General features: G+C 59.2%; 15 protein-coding genes and 1 pseudogene. 5 read left to right on the plus strand and 11 right to left on the minus strand.

The genetic code is table 11. The annotated features are described in order from the left end of the window. Positions 1-120: 120 nt before the first annotated feature. From ACE4QZ_RS24430 to ACE4QZ_RS24445, 4 genes are all read right to left on the minus strand, one after another. Positions 121-375: a hypothetical protein gene (locus ACE4QZ_RS24430; RefSeq protein WP_410480247.1), complete on the minus strand. Its 255-nt coding sequence runs from the start codon at positions 373-375 to the stop codon at positions 121-123. A gap of 579 nt (positions 376-954) precedes the next feature. Further along, entirely contained in the window at positions 955-2,223 is a 1,269-nt protein-coding gene (gene qatC, locus ACE4QZ_RS24435) for a Qat anti-phage system QueC-like protein QatC (protein WP_410480248.1), read from the minus strand. Then, entirely contained in the window at positions 2,220-2,921 is a 702-nt protein-coding gene (gene qatB, locus ACE4QZ_RS24440) for a Qat anti-phage system associated protein QatB (protein WP_410480249.1), read from the minus strand. Before qatB ends, qatC begins: the two co-directional genes overlap by 4 nt. A gap of 196 nt (positions 2,922-3,117) precedes the next feature. After that, the gene (locus tag ACE4QZ_RS24445) at positions 3,118-4,560 is read right to left on the minus strand and encodes a P-loop NTPase fold protein (RefSeq protein WP_410480250.1); all 1,443 of its coding nucleotides are present in this window, start codon (positions 4,558-4,560) and stop codon (positions 3,118-3,120) included. Positions 4,561-4,637: 77 nt separating this feature from the next. Here ACE4QZ_RS24445 and ACE4QZ_RS24450 point away from each other — a divergent pair. Next, positions 4,638-5,788 (plus strand): IS3 family transposase gene (locus ACE4QZ_RS24450; protein ID WP_087785413.1). Its coding sequence is split into 2 segments (ribosomal slippage): positions 4,638-4,872 and positions 4,872-5,788, totalling 1,152 coding nucleotides; the frame shifts between segments, so codons are not numbered across the junction. Here the strand turns inward: ACE4QZ_RS24450 and ACE4QZ_RS24455 are convergent. The 3 genes and pseudogenes from ACE4QZ_RS24455 to ACE4QZ_RS24465 form a co-directional block, all read right to left on the minus strand. Then, positions 5,727-6,224: a P-loop NTPase fold protein gene (locus ACE4QZ_RS24455; RefSeq protein ID WP_410480251.1), complete on the minus strand. Its 498-nt coding sequence runs from the start codon at positions 6,222-6,224 to the stop codon at positions 5,727-5,729. The two genes, ACE4QZ_RS24450 and ACE4QZ_RS24455, sit on opposite strands and share 62 nt — an antisense overlap. Before the next feature lie 175 nt (positions 6,225-6,399). Next, positions 6,400-8,076 carry a hypothetical protein gene (locus ACE4QZ_RS24460; protein ID WP_410480252.1) on the minus strand — a complete coding sequence of 559 codons (1,677 nt, stop codon included), beginning with the start codon at positions 8,074-8,076 and terminating at the stop codon, positions 6,400-6,402. Positions 8,077-8,280: 204 nt separating this feature from the next. Beyond that, a pseudogene (locus ACE4QZ_RS24465) lies at positions 8,281-8,694 on the minus strand (DEAD/DEAH box helicase); the annotation flags it as partial. Positions 8,695-8,809: 115 nt separating this feature from the next. Here ACE4QZ_RS24465 and ACE4QZ_RS24470 point away from each other — a divergent pair. Both ACE4QZ_RS24470 and ACE4QZ_RS24475 read left to right on the plus strand, forming a co-directional pair. Beyond that, on the plus strand, positions 8,810-9,229 hold the full coding sequence (locus ACE4QZ_RS24470) for a hypothetical protein (RefSeq protein ID WP_014592516.1): 420 nt from the start codon (positions 8,810-8,812) through the stop codon (positions 9,227-9,229). Positions 9,230-9,251: 22 nt separating this feature from the next. Further along, entirely contained in the window at positions 9,252-10,124 is an 873-nt protein-coding gene (locus ACE4QZ_RS24475) for a cation diffusion facilitator family transporter (RefSeq protein WP_021784376.1), read from the plus strand. Between the two features lie 144 nt (positions 10,125-10,268). Here the strand turns inward: ACE4QZ_RS24475 and ACE4QZ_RS24480 are convergent, their stop codons facing one another. Further along, positions 10,269-11,069, minus strand: coding sequence for a DUF6515 family protein (locus ACE4QZ_RS24480; protein WP_021784377.1), 801 nt, complete (start codon positions 11,067-11,069; stop codon positions 10,269-10,271). Positions 11,070-11,463: 394 nt separating this feature from the next. On the opposite strand from ACE4QZ_RS24480, the gene ACE4QZ_RS24485 reads away from it, so the two are divergent. Beyond that, on the plus strand, positions 11,464-11,940 hold the full coding sequence (locus tag ACE4QZ_RS24485) for an Lrp/AsnC family transcriptional regulator (protein WP_003249795.1): 477 nt from the start codon (positions 11,464-11,466) through the stop codon (positions 11,938-11,940). Between the two features lie 54 nt (positions 11,941-11,994). Beyond that, positions 11,995-12,198, plus strand: coding sequence for a DUF2788 domain-containing protein (locus tag ACE4QZ_RS24490; protein WP_003249787.1), 204 nt, complete (start codon positions 11,995-11,997; stop codon positions 12,196-12,198). A 113-nt stretch (positions 12,199-12,311) separates the two neighbouring features. Here ACE4QZ_RS24490 and ACE4QZ_RS24495 read toward each other — a convergent pair whose 3' ends face one another. The 3 genes from ACE4QZ_RS24495 to ACE4QZ_RS24505 all read right to left on the minus strand — a co-directional run bounded on the left by ACE4QZ_RS24495 (position 12,312) and on the right by ACE4QZ_RS24505 (position 16,172). Continuing rightward, complete coding sequence (locus ACE4QZ_RS24495) at positions 12,312-12,944, minus strand: pseudouridine synthase (protein ID WP_021784378.1); 633 nt, start codon at positions 12,942-12,944, stop codon at positions 12,312-12,314. A gap of 6 nt (positions 12,945-12,950) precedes the next feature. Further along, on the minus strand, positions 12,951-14,414 hold the full coding sequence (gene amn / locus ACE4QZ_RS24500) for an AMP nucleosidase (protein WP_021784379.1): 1,464 nt from the start codon (positions 14,412-14,414) through the stop codon (positions 12,951-12,953). Positions 14,415-14,519: 105 nt separating this feature from the next. Beyond that, complete coding sequence (locus ACE4QZ_RS24505; protein WP_021784380.1) at positions 14,520-16,172, minus strand: acyl-CoA dehydrogenase family protein; 1,653 nt, start codon at positions 16,170-16,172, stop codon at positions 14,520-14,522. Positions 16,173-16,316: the final 144 nt, after the last annotated feature.

Here is a 16,316-nt window from a genome sequence, read left to right on the forward strand (position 1 = left end):
AGGTGTGCTCGCCCAAATCTTGGCGGTTGTAAATCGAAGGGAGGAAGGTGCAGCTACCCGTGTGCACTTCATGATCGCCGTTGGCTTGCGCGTTTTTGTTCACGTAATAACGAGCCATGATTAGTTACCCCGCTCTTTGTTGGACTGAGCGAGCACCGAGGCTGCCAACGTTTTGGTAGTAGAGCTGTACTTGTCGCTTTCCAACACGCGACCAGCTACCGCTTCCATCTCAGCACTGGTCTGCTTACCAGAGGACGCCTGGGACATGGCAGATGCTGCGAGCTTCTTCTGAATCGCAGAAGAGTTCGAGTCGCGCAGGGTTTCAGATGCCAGGGTGGCAACCTTCGGGGACGTTTCTTTCGTATTTTTAGACATAGCAGGGAATACTCCACAGTCTTGAATCGAGATTCAGGCGGGAGCACGTTGAGCAGAAACCTCTGGTAGAGCGTTGACACCCTCCCCTGGTTATCTCTAAATGCGCATCCCACCGCTTTCATGAGCGGTATCGGGTGGCAGGTTCATGCGTTGTGTCTGCAAACGTTGCGCATGTGCCTGCTAGCTTTTTCGATTCCGCCTTAGCCGCCGAAACCCAAGATATAGTGGCCTCGTTACGACTTAGCTACAAGATAAGGGGCTATTTCGAGACGCGCAAGTTGATGGGGTGTGGATAACTTGTGCGCAAACTGTGTCTTGGATCCCATTTTTGTACTGTACGCATGCACAGCCCGCATGGGACAAGGGTTTCTCGGTTTCAATCCTGTTTTATCTTGTTACAAATATCCTTTTTCTTTATCCAACCGCACCATTTCCCGGCACTGAGCGACGCAATCTGGCAGGATTTTGCGCCGATATAGCGTGCGCATTTCTAGTGGGCACCCCCTCTCGGGCAAGTCGACACCCCATCCGCGAGGCGTCGACTGGCATTGCATTTTACTGGGCTTAGCGATGAAGCATTTAGCTGAGCTTGTAGGCTTGGTGCAGACGGCCAAGCTCGTCCAATCCTCTGGCAAGCATCGCACTGTAACCAGCTCGATCCTGGATAAAGGGCGAGAACAGACTATGTCCCAGCCAGTGCTCAAATCCCTCGTGGGCAACATTGGCTAAAGCCATGCCGACAGACCGTACGTCCTCAAACTTCCCATGCTGCAGATCATCCAGGCTCAGGTTGTCATAGACGTACCGGGTGTCGTCGCGTATCGCAGACCATCGTTTGAAAGAGGCGCGCCGCACCTGGCAAGGCACACAACGACCGCAGTGCTTGTACCCGAAACGCTGAAATCGTCCGCAACTTGTTGAAGCCACAGCATGCTCTTTGAGCAAACTCTGGTTTCGGCATGCAGCGAGCATTTCACCCTTGGTCATCAAGGCATAGGGATTTCGAATCTGCACATTGATGCCAGCAGCATCGAGGATCTGTTGAAGCCGCCCAAGGTATTCAGGATGGGCTGTACGCGTACTCAGGCTACCGAGCCTGGATATCGTCAATGGAGGGTTGATTGCAATGAAGCCGTTCTCACAGATGTAGAGCGGCACAGTCTGGCCCCTGTGATAACGGTCAAGCGACGTCCCCACCGCCAACCCAAACGCCAAGAAGATTATCGAACGAGCACGCTGCGATGGCTCCTGCTGGCCGGGTGATTTCGTGACATGGTTAAGGCCAAGTCGCTCCAAGCCCAAACTCTTGGCGAAGCGATCCTGCTTTTCTCCATCACCCCTAACGATCTGGCTCACCGCGTATGGCTTCACACCTTGCTCCACCAAATCGATAGCACCGATCAAACTGTCCAAGCCACCCGACAGAAGCACGACAGCGTCTTCGCTAGGATGCAGAGCCTGCAGCTGCGCAGGAGGCCCGAATCCACCCGCATGGAATGTGAGCGTCCAACGATCCGTGGTGAGAAAGCGCAAAGCTCCTTCAAGCGCTCGAGCTTGAGTGTTCCAGAACTCCGGATCTTGAACGGCAATATCTAGATCAATCACACGCGTCCAAGCATCAGCGCTTTTTGCACGAAGAGCAGTGAAGTCTGCTGCGACAACCGCAAGCGCAATGCTCAGGAAATCCCAGGCTCGGGGGTCGATCTCCAAGTGGGCTTTCTCCAGAAGCTCGCGAGCATACCCTCCGACACTCACCTGCCCTTTCTCTGCCTTGCCGTAGATCACCACCTGCATCGCATCATCGACACCCGGCACTGTGAAATCGGCTGGGCCGCATATGAACCTCATTCGACGTACCCCTCAAACACTTCAAAGGTGTCCTGCAATGCCTGGCTGACCACCTGCGAAATCCGGCCCGTTGTCAGGCGGGCCCCAGTTGCCGCGATCTTGCGAAACGACGCAGAGACACATTCTTTGATGTAGTCCTTGACTTCCTTCAAGCGGCGTACAGCTACGGTTGCCGATTTAGCCTTCTCTTGAATGGTTTTGCCAAGGTCGAGTTCATATCGGTGGAACACATCCATCGCGGTGAATCGCTCAATCACAAATGCCCGTTGCTCTGTTGAAAGATTGAGCAGGTCGGCATCCGGATAACGCACGAGCACATCAGACAGAGAACCTCGAATAGACGCGCGCTCGGCCTCGGCGTCTTGAGTTCCGTCCACAGGACGCACCGCTTCTACCAGCGCATCCATGACCTCGGAAGGCGAACGACCTTGCCACATAGCGGGATCGAGCACGCCTGGTGCAGCTTGGTTGGCACTATCAGCGGCGGATTCGAGTGCTTGACCCAGAGCGCCGGCAACCGAGGCAGTACCACCGAATCGTGCAGTGGTCGTTTTAGATCCGCCATAACCCTGGCGCACGTAGTCGCGGAGGCTTTTGCGCAGGCTGCGTCGATCACCGTTGCTCGCATAGTCACCTAGGCCACGACGTGCACCACCAAATCGTCCAGGTGGCGCTATTGGCTGCGGCGCTTGCGGCACCGGCCCTCTATCATCTGTACCTTCCTCTCCATCATCAGTTGCCTCCTTGTCTGGATCAGGAGGCCCTTCGTCTGGTGGGCCACACTCTGGATCAGTCGGATCTAACGGCTCGGGAGGAACAGGCGGCTGAGGGGGCACCGGGGGCAATGGCGGCGTCCAAGGTGGTACGTACGGCGTACCCTTCCCTGGCCCGTCGTTATTTTGTGACGTTCCCATTCAACTTCCTTATCGCAGTTTTTACCGGCATGCCGACGTCGGCACTCAGCCAGAAATCGCAGACCGATTTCGCCCATGTTTCATCGCTCAATTTAGGCACGATACCGGCCTGAATCTGCGCTGGTGGACGCTCCTTCAAAAATGCAGCCAGCCGAAGCCCTTGTTGCGCATCCAGCCTTGCAACAACCAGCATTGCTTCAAGAATGTCTGGCACGCCCCATTCCTGTTCTCCACCTGCTTTGTCCAGCAAGCGATCCATAACAACGTTGATCTCAACAGGTGCAAGGGCTCCCAGACGCTCCTTCAGTTGAGGCGCCATCTCAGGTATCTCGAGCAGAGCCGTCAACAGCTCTGCAGCTTCTGACGACAGTCGATCCTCATCTGTAATGATCGGTGCATGCTCGCGGCTCACGTAGATCGCACCACGAAGATCTTTGTCTGCCAACGCGGGAGGGAGAGCCAACCACTCTTTCACAAATGGCTGATCCCAAGGCTGGGATAGAGCTAGGGTCTTGCCTTTGTCTATATGGTCTTCCCAGTCTCGAAGCATGGCCGGCTTCCCGTGTTTGTCGGTAGCCACTGCCTTCATCAGCTCTTCGTAGGCCTTCGGGTTACCGCTGCGCTCGAACAGCATCAGCTTAACCAGCACAGCTTCATCAACTCCTACGCCTTGGGCGCGCGAGATACTCATACGGATGGCCAGCGCGTTGAGGAAGCGCTTGATGAGTCGCGGGTTGCCTTGAATACCTGAGGCAGAAGTCATGACTGCTGCCAAGCGCTCGGCAGTGTCGAACTTGCCAATCAGTTCGGAGGGGTAGTCTTTGTACAAGCCCTGCATGAAGGCTCGATCCACGCGATTGCCTTGCCAGGTCGTACGGAGCTGGCCGCGTACCTTGAGCCGGATGTCCTCGAGCACCTCTTTCGGCAACGCACTGTTCTCAAGGAACAGCATCATCATGTACGCCCTCACCTCTTGGGTACCCAGTGGAGGAACACGAATGGGCACCTGGATCAGCTTGTCGAAGTAGCTGGTGACCAGGAAATCATCCGGTACGCCGCTGAAGTGCTTACGCACCGCGTGCTTGATCATCTCGTTATCGGCGGCGATCACGAACGCAGTGTTGCGCAGGAACAAGAAGAGGCGGATAGCTTCGAGGGTAGAGATCGTCGTCTCAGGAAGGCAGCGATCAAGGTCGTCAATGAGGACAACCAGCGTCACGCCCAGCTCGTCAAGGATGGCCTCAAAGTTATCCCTGAGCGCTTGGATTTCTTTCGGTGGCGACGTCTTGGGAGGCGCGCTGCGGAACAGTTTTTCCGCCTCACCTTTCGCCTGCTCAGCGGCATCGTGCGCCGCCTCAATCGCCTCTTGATCGACTCCACCAGAACGGACTCGGTGGTACAGTCCTACTACATCGCTTATCAAGCCAGGCGCTGGAATGAATCGCCCCTGGTTTCGTAGACACCTCCAAGCCTCATAATGAGGCCCAAATAGGAGGTGCCATGAGTCGTCAGCGTTACCCCGAAGAGTTCAAGATCGAAGCGGTCAAGCAAGTGACCGAGAAAGGCAAACCCGTCGCCGATGTCGCCCAGCGCCTGGGCATGTCCGTACATAGCCTTTACGCCTGGATCAAGGTCTACACCAAGCCCCAAGAGCAGCGTCAGCAAGACGACGATCAGCAGGCCGAATTGCGCAAGCTACGCGCTGAACTCAAGCGCGTGACTGAAGAGCGAGACATCTTAAAAAAGGCCGCCGCGTACTTTGCCAAGGAGTGCGGCTGAAGTACGCCTTCATCAAGAAGCACTCGACTGATTACCCGGTGCGGCGCCTTTGCCAAACCCTCAAGGTGCACCCCAGCGGCTACTACGCCTGGCTGGCCGAGCCTCAATCTGCCCGAGCAAAAGAAGATCAACGTCTGCTTGGCTTGATCAAGCACGCTTGGCTAGAAAGCGGAGGTGTATACGGCTACCGCAAAATTCACGATGACCTACGTGAGCTGGGAGAGGAATGCGGACGAAATCGAGTCGGGCGCTTGATGCAGGCGGAGGGGCTGCGTTCGCAAACGGGCTATCGGCGGCGTCCAGGGTTTTACGGTGGAAAACCAACAGTGGCCTCGCCCAACCACCTCGCGCGGCAGTTCAAGGTCAGTGAGCCGAACAAGGTCTGGGTGACAGATATCACTTACATCCGCACCTATGAAGGATGGCTCTATCTAGCGGTAGTGCTGGATCTGTTCTCACGCCAAGTAATTGGTTGGTCAATGAAGCCAAGGATGTGCAGCGACCTGGCTATCGACGCAATGTTGATGGCTGTGTGGCGACGCAAGCCACAGCAGCAAGTGATGATTCACTCAGATCAAGGTAGTCAGTTCAGTAGCTCAGATTGGCAAAGCTTCTTGAAGGCTAACAATGTAATCAGCAGCATGAGTCGGCGGGGAAACTGCCACGACAATGCCGTAGCCGAGAGCTTTTTCCAACTTTTGAAGCGGGAGCGCATCCGACGAAAGATCTACACAACCCGTGAAGAAGCCCGAAGTGATATTTTCGATTACATCGAAATGTTCTATAACCCTAAACGCCGACACAGCAGTGCTATGCAGCTGTCTCCAATAGAGTATGAGAAACGCTATTTCCTGAGCTTGGAGAGTGTCTAGGAAACCAGGGGCGATTCAGAATGCCTGTGGCGAGGGATACAATGCCATTACCGGCAAGCTTGGCGACGCGCAGCCAATTCACCCGTGCGGCGAGATCAGCAACTTTGTCCAAACCTTTCCTACGGGCTTTCGCCTCAGCTTCCAGTTGCGATGCGATCACGTCCATCAGCGCTGCGCGTGCATCGTCGTAGCCTTGGTAGAGCCAGGCATTGAACTCAACGAACACGAAGTCTTTGGCCGGCTTTTCACCTGGCTCGGGCGGGTTTTTTAAGGAGGCTTGGATCAGCTTGATCATCGACGACTTGCCGGCGCCCCAGGCACCAGAGACGCCGATGGAAATCGGACGGCCGTTCGCTGAGTAGATGATCTCAGCGACAGTGTCAGCCACACCAGAGAAGTTGAGAAAGTCTGTATCCGTCTCGTTATCAACCCACATGGCGACCCTCCTTGGAAGTCTCGGCGTGAAGCAGCGTCGGCCAATAGTAGCCGTGGCGCGTGGCAACTTGCCACTACAACCGACACGACCTACATGAGAGGTGATCGTCTGTCGCCGCCTTGCATGTGCTCCGCTCGCTTAAGGGGGTCAACCAGGCTGAGGGGCTCTGCTGAGATCAGTCAATTACTGCCGGCAGCTCTGATCCATCCCAGTCGTCCAAAACAGTCCACGCTTCGCCAGGCTGCAGTTGAACAACAACATTCGTTTCAGGAGTCGCGTGAATCTCAACCCTTGGCTCACCGCGCTCTTCGATGTCGCTGAAGTAGAGCGTTTCAACGCCCGTATAAATGTACTCCCTCCTTGGAGCCCGTATGACCGTCCCAAACAGCCCAAACACCAACGAATCCTCTTGCGCCAGCTTTATCTGAGAAGAACAGCCTCTGGACTGAGCGCGCTCCATTGCACCAGGCTCGTACTCATTCAGTACCCCTGAGCAAACAAAACCAGGGTTCTGCTGCGTATGGATGGGGCCAGCTAAAAGCTTTGCGTACTTCTTCAGCTCCTTATAAAGCTGATAATCGAAGTCGAGCTCATGCAGCAGCACAGGCTTATCGCACTGCTCAGCGATCTTGCGTGCCACGTCTAAATAGAGAATCACCCATTGCAACTGGGCGTGGAACTCATCGGAGATCATGCTCGATTTGGAGTCAAACGATGCAGCATTGCTGCCAACCTCCAGCTCAAAAACCAGCCTGCCCTTGTCCATCAGCTGGGCTGCTTTTAACAGTCGAGCAAAACGAGGCAGCTCGAGTATGTTTTTCCCCTTCCAAGGCTCAACATTGAATGACAGATCAAACTGATGATCCTGCCCCTCATGCGAGCAATGGGCTTTGATCGCGATGAAGCCTTCCAAGGCCGAGCCCTCGAAGACTGTCCTCATAGTGCCGGAGGTGTAGTAGCACGTGAATGACTCAATGAATACTTCGCTCCCGCCATCGGTGCGGATATAGAGATTGGCGGCGATCGGTTTCTTGACCCCACCGATAGTCAACACCCCTTGGCCAACACCATTGGCTTTCTGCTGAATAGCATCGAAGAGTTTGGAACCCTTGAGCTCAAAATGCTTACCGGGGATCCTAAGCTCCCTGCCTTCTTCAACAAACGCCTTTTGCGCCGCCCAGAAATCATCCAGCTTATCGAGGTTCTGCAATACCAAGTCGATGCTGACCTTGTCTTGAGCTGCCTGAATCACATGCGTGTAGTGATTTCCGCTTTTGTTCACCTCAACAGTGAAGCGCGAATCGAGGTTTTCTAGGTTAGATTCGTAGCCCTTCACTATCTCCGCTACAGGTGTCTCGAGCGGGTCATTAGCTCGATTCACGAACCGATGGAGCAGATCTACTGAGCCTTGCTCTGCGGCTACCTTCACTTCCTTTTCGGTGAAGCTTTTCTGATTCAGTAACGAGTTGGATCTAGCTTCCGCATCGCGCTTCCACTGAAGGAGGGTTTCGACGCTAAAGGCAGAATCGTCCGCATCGATCAACCTTGAATGTGTCTGGCACATCCAGATGCCGTTATCGAAGTGCTTTCGCTGTTCTGAGGTTTGCTGCTCGTCGTACCTCGGGCCACCTGGCGCAGCGGCTTTGATGTGGCATGCAACACCAACGCTTACAGTGCCCTCTCCGTTTGATTTCGCACCATGAGTGTGTACGTGACAGCCAGGGTAAGAGCACACATTTCCAGCACTGTCGCGAATCTTTTGCGGTGTTGATCCTACGAAGTCGTCACGCTTTGGCTTGGCTTCGGCTTTCTTCTTAGCGCTGGTTGTTGACTTAGCTTTCGACCCGCTCATGCACTGTCCCGGTGATGAATTTGGATGTGCTGATGATGCTAGGAATTTGAGGTGATTGCGATGGTGGTGATGGGGGCGTGATGACCATGGAGGCGGGTGGGTTCTGCGAGCTGGAGCTGGAGGGGACGGTGAAGGCAGGTAGATGAAGCAGGAGCAGGAGCAGGAGCATCAAAGCCTTGTGGGCTTTGACTGAAAAGCCTGACAAGCCAGAGCTGAAGAATGACCGATCAGCAAAACGTGAAATTCGTCGAAAATCAGCAGGCCCACACCTTCCAGCGCCGGGTCCGCTTGCAGGCGGCGTGTGAGGATGCCTTCGGTCACCACTTCGATACGGGTTTTCGGCCCGACCTTGCTGTCCAGGCGGATGCGGTAACCCACCGTTTCCCCAACCTGCTCGCCCAGCTCACTGGCCAGCCGTTCGGCTGCTGCCCGCGCTGCCAGGCGCCTTGGCTCGAGCATGAGGATGGTCTGCCCGGCCAGCCACGGTTCGTGCAGCAGCGCCAGCGGCACGCGGGTGGTCTTGCCAGCACCGGGCGGGGCTTCAAGCACCACTTCGTCACGGTTTTCCAGAGCCTGGCGCAGGGCGGGCAAGGCAGCATCAATGGGTAATGAAATCATGGTGGTCCTCGAACAGTGTCGCGAGTATAACGGCGAACCCAGCCTGCTCTATCATGGTCTTAGCATCAGGCGCAGGCGCTTCGCTTGCCCTGCTGATTACTTTTCGGAGATTTACATGCGTATCTCGACCCGCGTCATCGGTGGCGCCCTCATCGCCACCCTGCTGACCCAATTGACGGCCTGCGGCACCATTTTCTACCCGGACCGGCGCGGCCAGATCGGCGGCAAGATTGACCCTGTGGTTGCCGCCATGGATGCGATCGGCATCCTGTTCTATGTGATCCCGGGGCTGATTGCCTTCGGTATCGACTTCGCCACCGGCGCCATCTATTACCCGGGTGGCCGTACTGCTCAGGTTGACCCGGCCAAACTGCAAGAAGCCGTCAGCCCCGATGGCAAGGTCGACAACCTGAAGTTGCAGGCCATTCTGGAAAGCGAACTGGGCCAGCGCCTGCCGCTGAACGACCCAAGGCTGATCCAGCACCGCGGCAGCATCGAACAACTGGCCAGCCTGGGCCTGGTCCCGGCAGCCTGATCCACAAGGACACTGTCCACGGATGATCACTACCCCAGCCGAACACCAGCGCCTGCTGCGCCTGGCCACTCGCGCGTCACTGACGGTCGCCAGCATCCTGGTGCTGAGCAAGGCGCTGGCCTGGTGGCTGAGCGGGTCCGTGAGCCTGCTGGCAGGGTTGACCGACTCGGCACTGGACGCAGTGGCCTCGTTCCTCAACCTGCTGGCGGTACACTACGCCCTGCGTCCGGCCGACGACGATCACCGGTTCGGCCATGGCAAGGCCGAGGCCTTGGCCGGTATGGCTCAGGCGCTGTTCATCGGCGGCAGTGCGGTGCTGATCGGGGTGCAGGCGGTCGAGCGCCTTTACACCCCACAACCGCTGGGTGATACCTCCATCGGCATCGCGGTGATGCTGCTGTCGCTGGTGCTGACCGTCGCCCTGCTGGCACTGCAGCACAAAGTGGTCCGGCTCACCGGCTCTACTGCAGTACGGGCAGATTCCCTGCACTACCGCTCGGACTTGCTGCTCAACGGCAGCATTCTGCTGGCCCTGTTGCTGGCGCGCTTTGGCTGGCCGCAGCTGGATGCGCTGTTCGGCCTGGGCATCGCCTTTTACATCCTCTGGAGCGCGCTGCAAATTGCCCGCGAAAGTACGGCGATCCTGATGGACAAGGCGTTACCCGGCGATGTTGGCGAGGACATGGCCGCGCTGGTGCTGGCCGTTGCAGGCGTGAAAGGCGTGCATGACCTGCGCACGCGCGTCTCGGGCAACCAGTGGTTTGTGCAACTGCACCTGGAGCTGCCGGGGCACCTGCCGCTGCATGAGGCGCATGGCTTGTGCGTGGAGGCCTCGCGGGTGATCCGCCAGCGTTATCCACAGGCAGACGTGATGGTGCACGCCGACCCGGTATGAGGTAACCCCATGCCCCACCCCTTGTAGGCGCGGGTTCATCGCGAAAGGGCCGGGGCTGCTGGCCAATTTCCACCCGCCGTTTGCCGTTGCCGCCGCTACCGTATTCGCGGGTAAACCCGCTCCTACAGGGGTTCCGTGCAGGGTTCAGTTGATGCTGTAACCCCGGCCACTGAAACAGGCACCCAGCGCCCGCCGATAGTTGTCGAGCACATTGGCCGCCGGTGCGTAAGTCGCCGTCGCCGGGTCGAAGCCAGACTGGCTCACAGCCCAGCGATGACACTGGTAGCGGTCCTGCTCCTGCTGTTCCTGCCCCTGGCCATACATCGGATAGGCCACCACGTCATACCCGCCATTTGCCGGGGCCACCGGCACGGGCGAAGGCACGCCGACCGGCGGGTTGACCACCACATATTCCTGGCTGTCTGCCAGGTACTGGTAATAGGTATCGGCCACCAGAAAGAACAGCGCGCCACCCAACCACACTTCCCGCGCATAAGGCGGCAGGTAATTGACCCGCACGCCGTACGGCGGGGTCACCACGATGTAATTGCCCCCGTGCGGGCGGTACCAGTAACCCCCGGAGTAGAAATAGTCAGCGCCCCGGTAGGGTACTTTCCAGTAGCGGTCAGAAAAATGGTCCACCCTGTGCCCTGGGCGATACTGCGGCCCAGGCCCCCAGCCATTGCCGTGGCCATCCGGACGCCCCTGCCAGTCGCCACCGGGCCGTTGCCCCGGGCCACCGGCTTGCCAGTGGTGATCATCACCGTGGCGGCGGGGAATGTCCTGGTAATACCCCTGGCGCGGCGGCTGGGTCTGGCGCACTTCGTCGCGCGAGTTGAGCGAGCGCCCCGACGGCCCCTCGCCAGGCCCTTCAGCCAGGGCCCCAAGGCTGATGCTCAAACCTAGCAAACCAACACCTGCCAACTGCCAGATGCGCGACGTCATGGTGTTCCTCTCGGTAGAAAAAACTGCAACCACCGCCAGTCTACCGCGCCCATGACACAGGCCAATTAAATTTCCGGCATGAAAAAAGGGAGGCCACAGGGCCTCCCTTCAGGAATTGTCGTCCGTGCTCGGCACTTGTGGCGCCGGCTCACCTCACACCGTCTTCTGGAGGGTGTGTAGCCCGGGGGCCTGCAGATCCTGTTGGATGGCTGGCCGCGACCGCCCGCCTAGGGCGCGTCGCCGTGGACTGATGTCCGGGCAGTGATTCTGGTGATAAAGATACCGGAGGGGTTGCGACAGAGGATTGCGAAGATTGCTCAGATAAATAGCACTTGCGCAATTTTTCACCCTGGATTGATAATTCGCAGCAATCCGAACAGAAAAGGCAAATGCCATGAGCAAACTTGACCGCTACGACCTGAGCATCCTCGCCGAATTGCAGCGCGATGCGCGCATTTCCAACCAGGAACTGGCCGAACGCATCGGCCTGTCGCCATCGCCATGCTCGCGTCGGGTCAAGCAATTGGAAGACGACGGCTACATCTCGCGCCAGGTGGCCCTGCTCGACCGCAAGAAGCTGGGCTTGAGCCTGACCGCCTATGTGTTGATAGGCATGGACCGCCACACCCCTGAGCGCTTTGAAACATTCGAGGCCGCCATCCGTAACCTGCCGCAGGTGCTCGAGTGCAGCCTGGTCACCGGCATGGATGCGGACTATCAGCTGAAAGTGGTGGTGCCGGACATGGACCACTACCAGAAACTGCTTCTAGGCAGCCTGACGCGTATCGAAGGCGTCACCAGCGTGCGTTCGAGCTTCGTGCTCAACCAGGTACTGGCCAGCACCGAGCTGCCATTGACCCACCTGCGTTAAATGCTCACGCCAGCCGGCGTATAATCGGACGCTCAACCCGCCTGGAGAACACCGATGGATCCCGCCGTATTCGAAGAATGGATGATGATTATCCTGGTCACCGTATTGATCGGTTTCATGGGCTTCATCGTCTGGGACCTGGCGAAAAAGTCCAAGGCAGGCAAGTTCGGCACGCTGATCCTGTTCTTCGTGCTGGGCCTGGGGGTGCTGGCCTTCATCATCAAAAGCGTGGTGGTGGGGTTTCTGGAAGGCGTATAAAACATTTCAGGGCCATTCGCGGGCACGCCCGCTCCCACAGGTTGGGCGCTGCTTTCAAGTACTGCACCGTCCCTGTGGGAGCGGGCGTGCCCGCGAACAGGCCCTGACCTGAACTAGAGCTTGGCAGGGACCTCCCGCCAGCAACCCTGCTCCAGCCCATCCAGCGCCCAGTCACCAATCCGCACGCGCACCAGGCGCAAGGTCGGCAAGCCCACAGCCGCCGTCATCCGCCGCACCTGGCGGTTACGCCCTTCGCGAATCACCAGCTCCAGCCAGCTGGTCGGCACACTTTTGCGAAACCGTACCGGCGGGTTGCGCGGCCACAGCTCGGGTTCTTCCAGGCGCCGCGCCTCGGCCGGCAAGGTCGGCCCATCGTTCAGCTCCACACCATCGCGCAAACGCTGCAACTGCTCGTCACTCGGTTCGCCTTCCACCTGGACCCAGTAGGTCTTGGCCAGCTTGTGCTTCGGGTCGGCAATCCGCGCCTGTAGCCCACCATCGTTGGTCAGCAACAGCAAGCCTTCGCTGTCGCGGTCCAAACGCCCGGCCGGGTATACGCCCGGGATGTCGATGAAGTCCTTGAGCGTCGCGCGCCCTTCACCGTCGCTGAACTGGGTCAGCACATCGAACGGTTTGTTGAACAGGATCAGGCGCGGCTCGGCGGGGAGCGCCTTGGCCTGGCGACGCGGGCCGGCGGCAGGCCGCGCCTGGGGGCGGCGCGGCTTGTTACGGGGTGGCAGTGACATGGATCCTCAGCGGAACGGCGGCTCATCGAAGCTGCGCAGTTTACGCGAGTGCAGCGAGTTGAGCTCGGTGCGCAGCAGGTCGAGGGCGGCAATGCCGATCTTCAGGTGCTGGCTGACCGCCCGGTTGTAGAAGGCGTTGGCCGAACCTGGCAGTTTGATCTCGCTGTGCAGCGGCTTGTCGGACACACACAGCAAGGTGCCGTAAGGCACGCGCAAACGGTAGCCCTGGGCAGCAATGGTGCCGCTTTCCATATCCACCGCCACGGCACGCGACAGGTTGATCAGCGGGCGTTCCTGGGCCCAGCGCAGCTCCCAGTTGCGGTCGTCGTAGGTCAGCACGGTGCCGGTGCGCAGGCGTTTTTTCAACTGCTCGCCACGCTCGCCAGTGACCTGTGCGGCAGCCTCCTGCAAGGCCATCTGCACTTCGGCCAGGGCCGGGATCGGGATATTCGGCGGCACGACCCGGTCGAGAATGCCGTCACGGCGCATATAGGCGTGTGCCAGCACGTAGTCGCCGATGGTCTGCGACTGCCGCAGGCCGCCGCAGTGGCCGATCATCAGCCAGCAATGCGGGCGCAGCACGGCCAGGTGGTCGGTGATGTTCTTGGCGTTGGACGGGCCGACACCAATGTTGACCAAGGTAACGCCATTGCCGTCGGCGGCGATCAGGTGGTAGGCCGGCATCTGGAAGCGGTGCCAGACCACGCTGGCCACCAGAGCCTGGGTTTCGCCATGGTCCATGCCCTTTTCGATCACGACGTTGCCCGGCAGCACCATACGCACGAAGCGCGAGTCGTCACGCAGCTGTTCCAGGCCATGGCTGATGAACTGGTCGACATAGCGGTGGTAGTTGGTCAGCAGGATCCACGGCTGTACATGGCGCCAGTCGCTGCCGGTGTAGTGCACCAGGCGGCGCAGCGAGAAGTCGACCCGCGCGGCATCGAACAACGCCAGTGGCATGATTTCGGCACGGTCCCAGTCGTACAGGCCATCAGCGATGTTGTCGGTGGCCGCCGACAGGTCGGTGCTGGGGAACACCCGCGCCAGTTGCGCAGCGGTAATGCCGCTGCCAGCCAGCTCGTCGCCCTGGTCGACCACATAGGGGTAAGGGATGTTCTGCTCGCTGACGCCGACCTCTACCGTGACGGTGTAGTCATGCATCAGCGGGCGCAGTTGTTCCAGCAGGTAGCCACGGAACGCAGCGGGCTGGGTGACGGTGACGCTGTAGGTGCCGGCAACCTGGACCTTGGCGTAGGCGCGGGTGGTGGCGGCGACTTCGCCATGGCTGTAGTAGGTCAGACGCAGTGCCGGGTAGCGGAACAGGTCGCGCTCATCGGCATCGGGCTCGGTACGGTCCTTCAGGTAACGCTTCAAGGCCTTACTAAGGGCCCCTGTGGCCTGTTCATGCAAGGCCGCCAGACGGTCGACGGCCTGTTCGGGGGTATCAACGACTACAAAAGCGTGGCTCACACTGTGCTTCCTGTCTGGACATGCATGTGATCCATCTTGCCTGCCTTCTTGGCTAAATACACCCCCATTGATCGCTGTTGGGTTGATTCGCGGGCGAGCCCGCTGCTACAGCGGCCAGGCAGGCGTAGCCCTTGTTACCAATGCCATCACATCCACACCTCGCGGCAGCGCCCCATACACCCGGCCACCACCGGCCAAGCGGCTGCCGATAAACGCATCACTGACCTCCGTATTCCCCGCCTCCAGCAGCAGCTTGGCCTGCAACGCCAGGGCAATATCCTCGGTCAGTTGGCGCGCGCGGTACTGCATGTCACCGGTGTCGGCAAACGCCCCCTTGAGGTTGCCGATATGCGCCGCCAGGCGCGGGTCGCCATGCCCGTCACCCAGCTCGGCAAACAGTGCATCGAGTACTCCCGGCTCCTTGGACAAGGCCCGCAGCACATCCAGGCACTGCACGTTGCCCGAGCCCTCCCAGGTAGAGTTGACCGGTGCCTCGCGGTACAGCCGTGGCAGAATGCTGTCTTCCACATAACCCGCGCCACCCAGGCATTCGGCGGCCTCGTTGATCATGGCCGGCGCACGTTTGCAGATCCAGTACTTGCCCACCGCCGTGACCAACCGGGCGAAATGCGCCTGCTGCGGGTCGTCCAGTTGCTCCAGCGCCTGGCCCATGCGCAAGCTCAGGGCAAGCGCAGCCTCGCTTTCCAGGGCCAGGTCGGCCAACACGTTCTGCATCAGGGGTTGCTCATTGAGCACCCGCCCGCCGACCTTGCGATGTGCACAATGGTGGGCTGCCTGCGTCAACGCCTGGCGCATCAGTGCGCTGGAGCCGACCATGCAGTCGAACCGGGTCATGGCGACCATCTCGATGATGGTCGGCACACCGCGCCCCTCTTCGCCAATCATCCACGCCAGCGCACCGCGGAACTCCACCTCGCTGGAGGCGTTGGAGCTGTTGCCCAGCTTGTTCTTCAGGCGCTGGATATAGAACTGATTGCGGTTGTCATCCGGGCGGTGGCGCGGCAGCAGGAAGCAGCTCAGGCCTTTTTCGGTTTGCGCCAAGGTCAGGAAAGCGTCGCACATCGGCGCCGAGCAGAACCACTTGTGGCCAACCAGCTCATAGGCCTGCCCCGGGCCCGGTGCACCGACCGGATAGGCCCGGGTAGTGTTGGCGCGCACATCGGTGCCGCCCTGCTTTTCAGTCATGGCCATGCCCAGGGTGACCCCGGCCTTGTGGCGGTCGCCAATGTTGCGCGGGTCATATTCGCAGGCAAGGACCTTAGGCAGCCAGTACTCAGCCAGCTCAGGCTGCAGGTGCAATGCCGGCACGGCGGCAAACGTCATGGTCAGCGGGCAACCGGTGCCGGCCTCGGCCTGGCTGTGCAGGTAGGTCATCGACGCCCGAGCAACATGGGCACCTGCGCGGGGTTCGGCCCACGGCAAGGAAGGCAGGCCATGTTCGACGGCGGTACGCATCAGCTCATGGTAGGCCGGGTGGAACTCGACCAGGTCGATGCGATGGCCGTAACGGTCGTGGCTGCTGAATTCAGGTTTGTGTGCGTTGGCCAGGAAGCCTGCCCGCATCAGCGGGCCACCGGCCAGGGCACCATAGGCATCGATCCGCGACTCGGCCCAACCTGCACCAAAACGCCGTGACCATTCCTGCAGTGGAATGTCGAGGCGGTACAGGTTGGCACCGTCGAGGGATGGCGGCTGGTTGGTGACTTCGTGGGTTTCAGCGTACTGGTGCAGGTTCATTGGAGGGCTCCTGGATCCGGGTAAGCTTGAGAGCCCCAGTGAAGCACTGCTTGCAGGGTAGTCAAAGGGGTATTAATGACTAAACGTGTGGTTGCTGGCGCGCGCGTGTAGGAGCGGGTTTACCCGCGAATACGGTGGTGGCGG

This window comes from Pseudomonas sp. DCA-1, assembly GCF_046523955.1.
In the GTDB taxonomy this organism is placed as follows: Bacteria; Pseudomonadota; Gammaproteobacteria; order Pseudomonadales; family Pseudomonadaceae; genus Aquipseudomonas; species Aquipseudomonas putida_Y.

Coding starts and splice junctions, on each gene's coding strand:
- ACE4QZ_RS24430 (WP_410480247.1), bottom strand. CDS start 375: ATGTCTAAAAATACGAAAGAAACGTCCCCGAAGGTTGCCACCCTGGCA.
- qatC (WP_410480248.1), bottom strand. CDS start 2,223: ATGAGGTTCATATGCGGCCCAGCCGATTTCACAGTGCCGGGTGTCGAT.
- ACE4QZ_RS24455 (WP_410480251.1), bottom strand. CDS start 6,224: ATGTGGGTTGATAACGAGACGGATACAGACTTTCTCAACTTCTCTGGT.
- ACE4QZ_RS24460 (WP_410480252.1), bottom strand. CDS start 8,076: ATGAGCGGGTCGAAAGCTAAGTCAACAACCAGCGCTAAGAAGAAAGCC.
- ACE4QZ_RS24470 (WP_014592516.1), top strand. CDS start 8,810: ATGCGTATCTCGACCCGCGTCATCGGTGGCGCCCTCATCGCCACCCTG.
- ACE4QZ_RS24475 (WP_021784376.1), top strand. CDS start 9,252: ATGATCACTACCCCAGCCGAACACCAGCGCCTGCTGCGCCTGGCCACT.
- ACE4QZ_RS24480 (WP_021784377.1), bottom strand. CDS start 11,069: ATGACGTCGCGCATCTGGCAGTTGGCAGGTGTTGGTTTGCTAGGTTTG.
- ACE4QZ_RS24485 (WP_003249795.1), top strand. CDS start 11,464: ATGAGCAAACTTGACCGCTACGACCTGAGCATCCTCGCCGAATTGCAG.
- ACE4QZ_RS24490 (WP_003249787.1), top strand. CDS start 11,995: ATGGATCCCGCCGTATTCGAAGAATGGATGATGATTATCCTGGTCACC.
- ACE4QZ_RS24495 (WP_021784378.1), bottom strand. CDS start 12,944: ATGTCACTGCCACCCCGTAACAAGCCGCGCCGCCCCCAGGCGCGGCCT.
- ACE4QZ_RS24505 (WP_021784380.1), bottom strand. CDS start 16,172: ATGAACCTGCACCAGTACGCTGAAACCCACGAAGTCACCAACCAGCCG.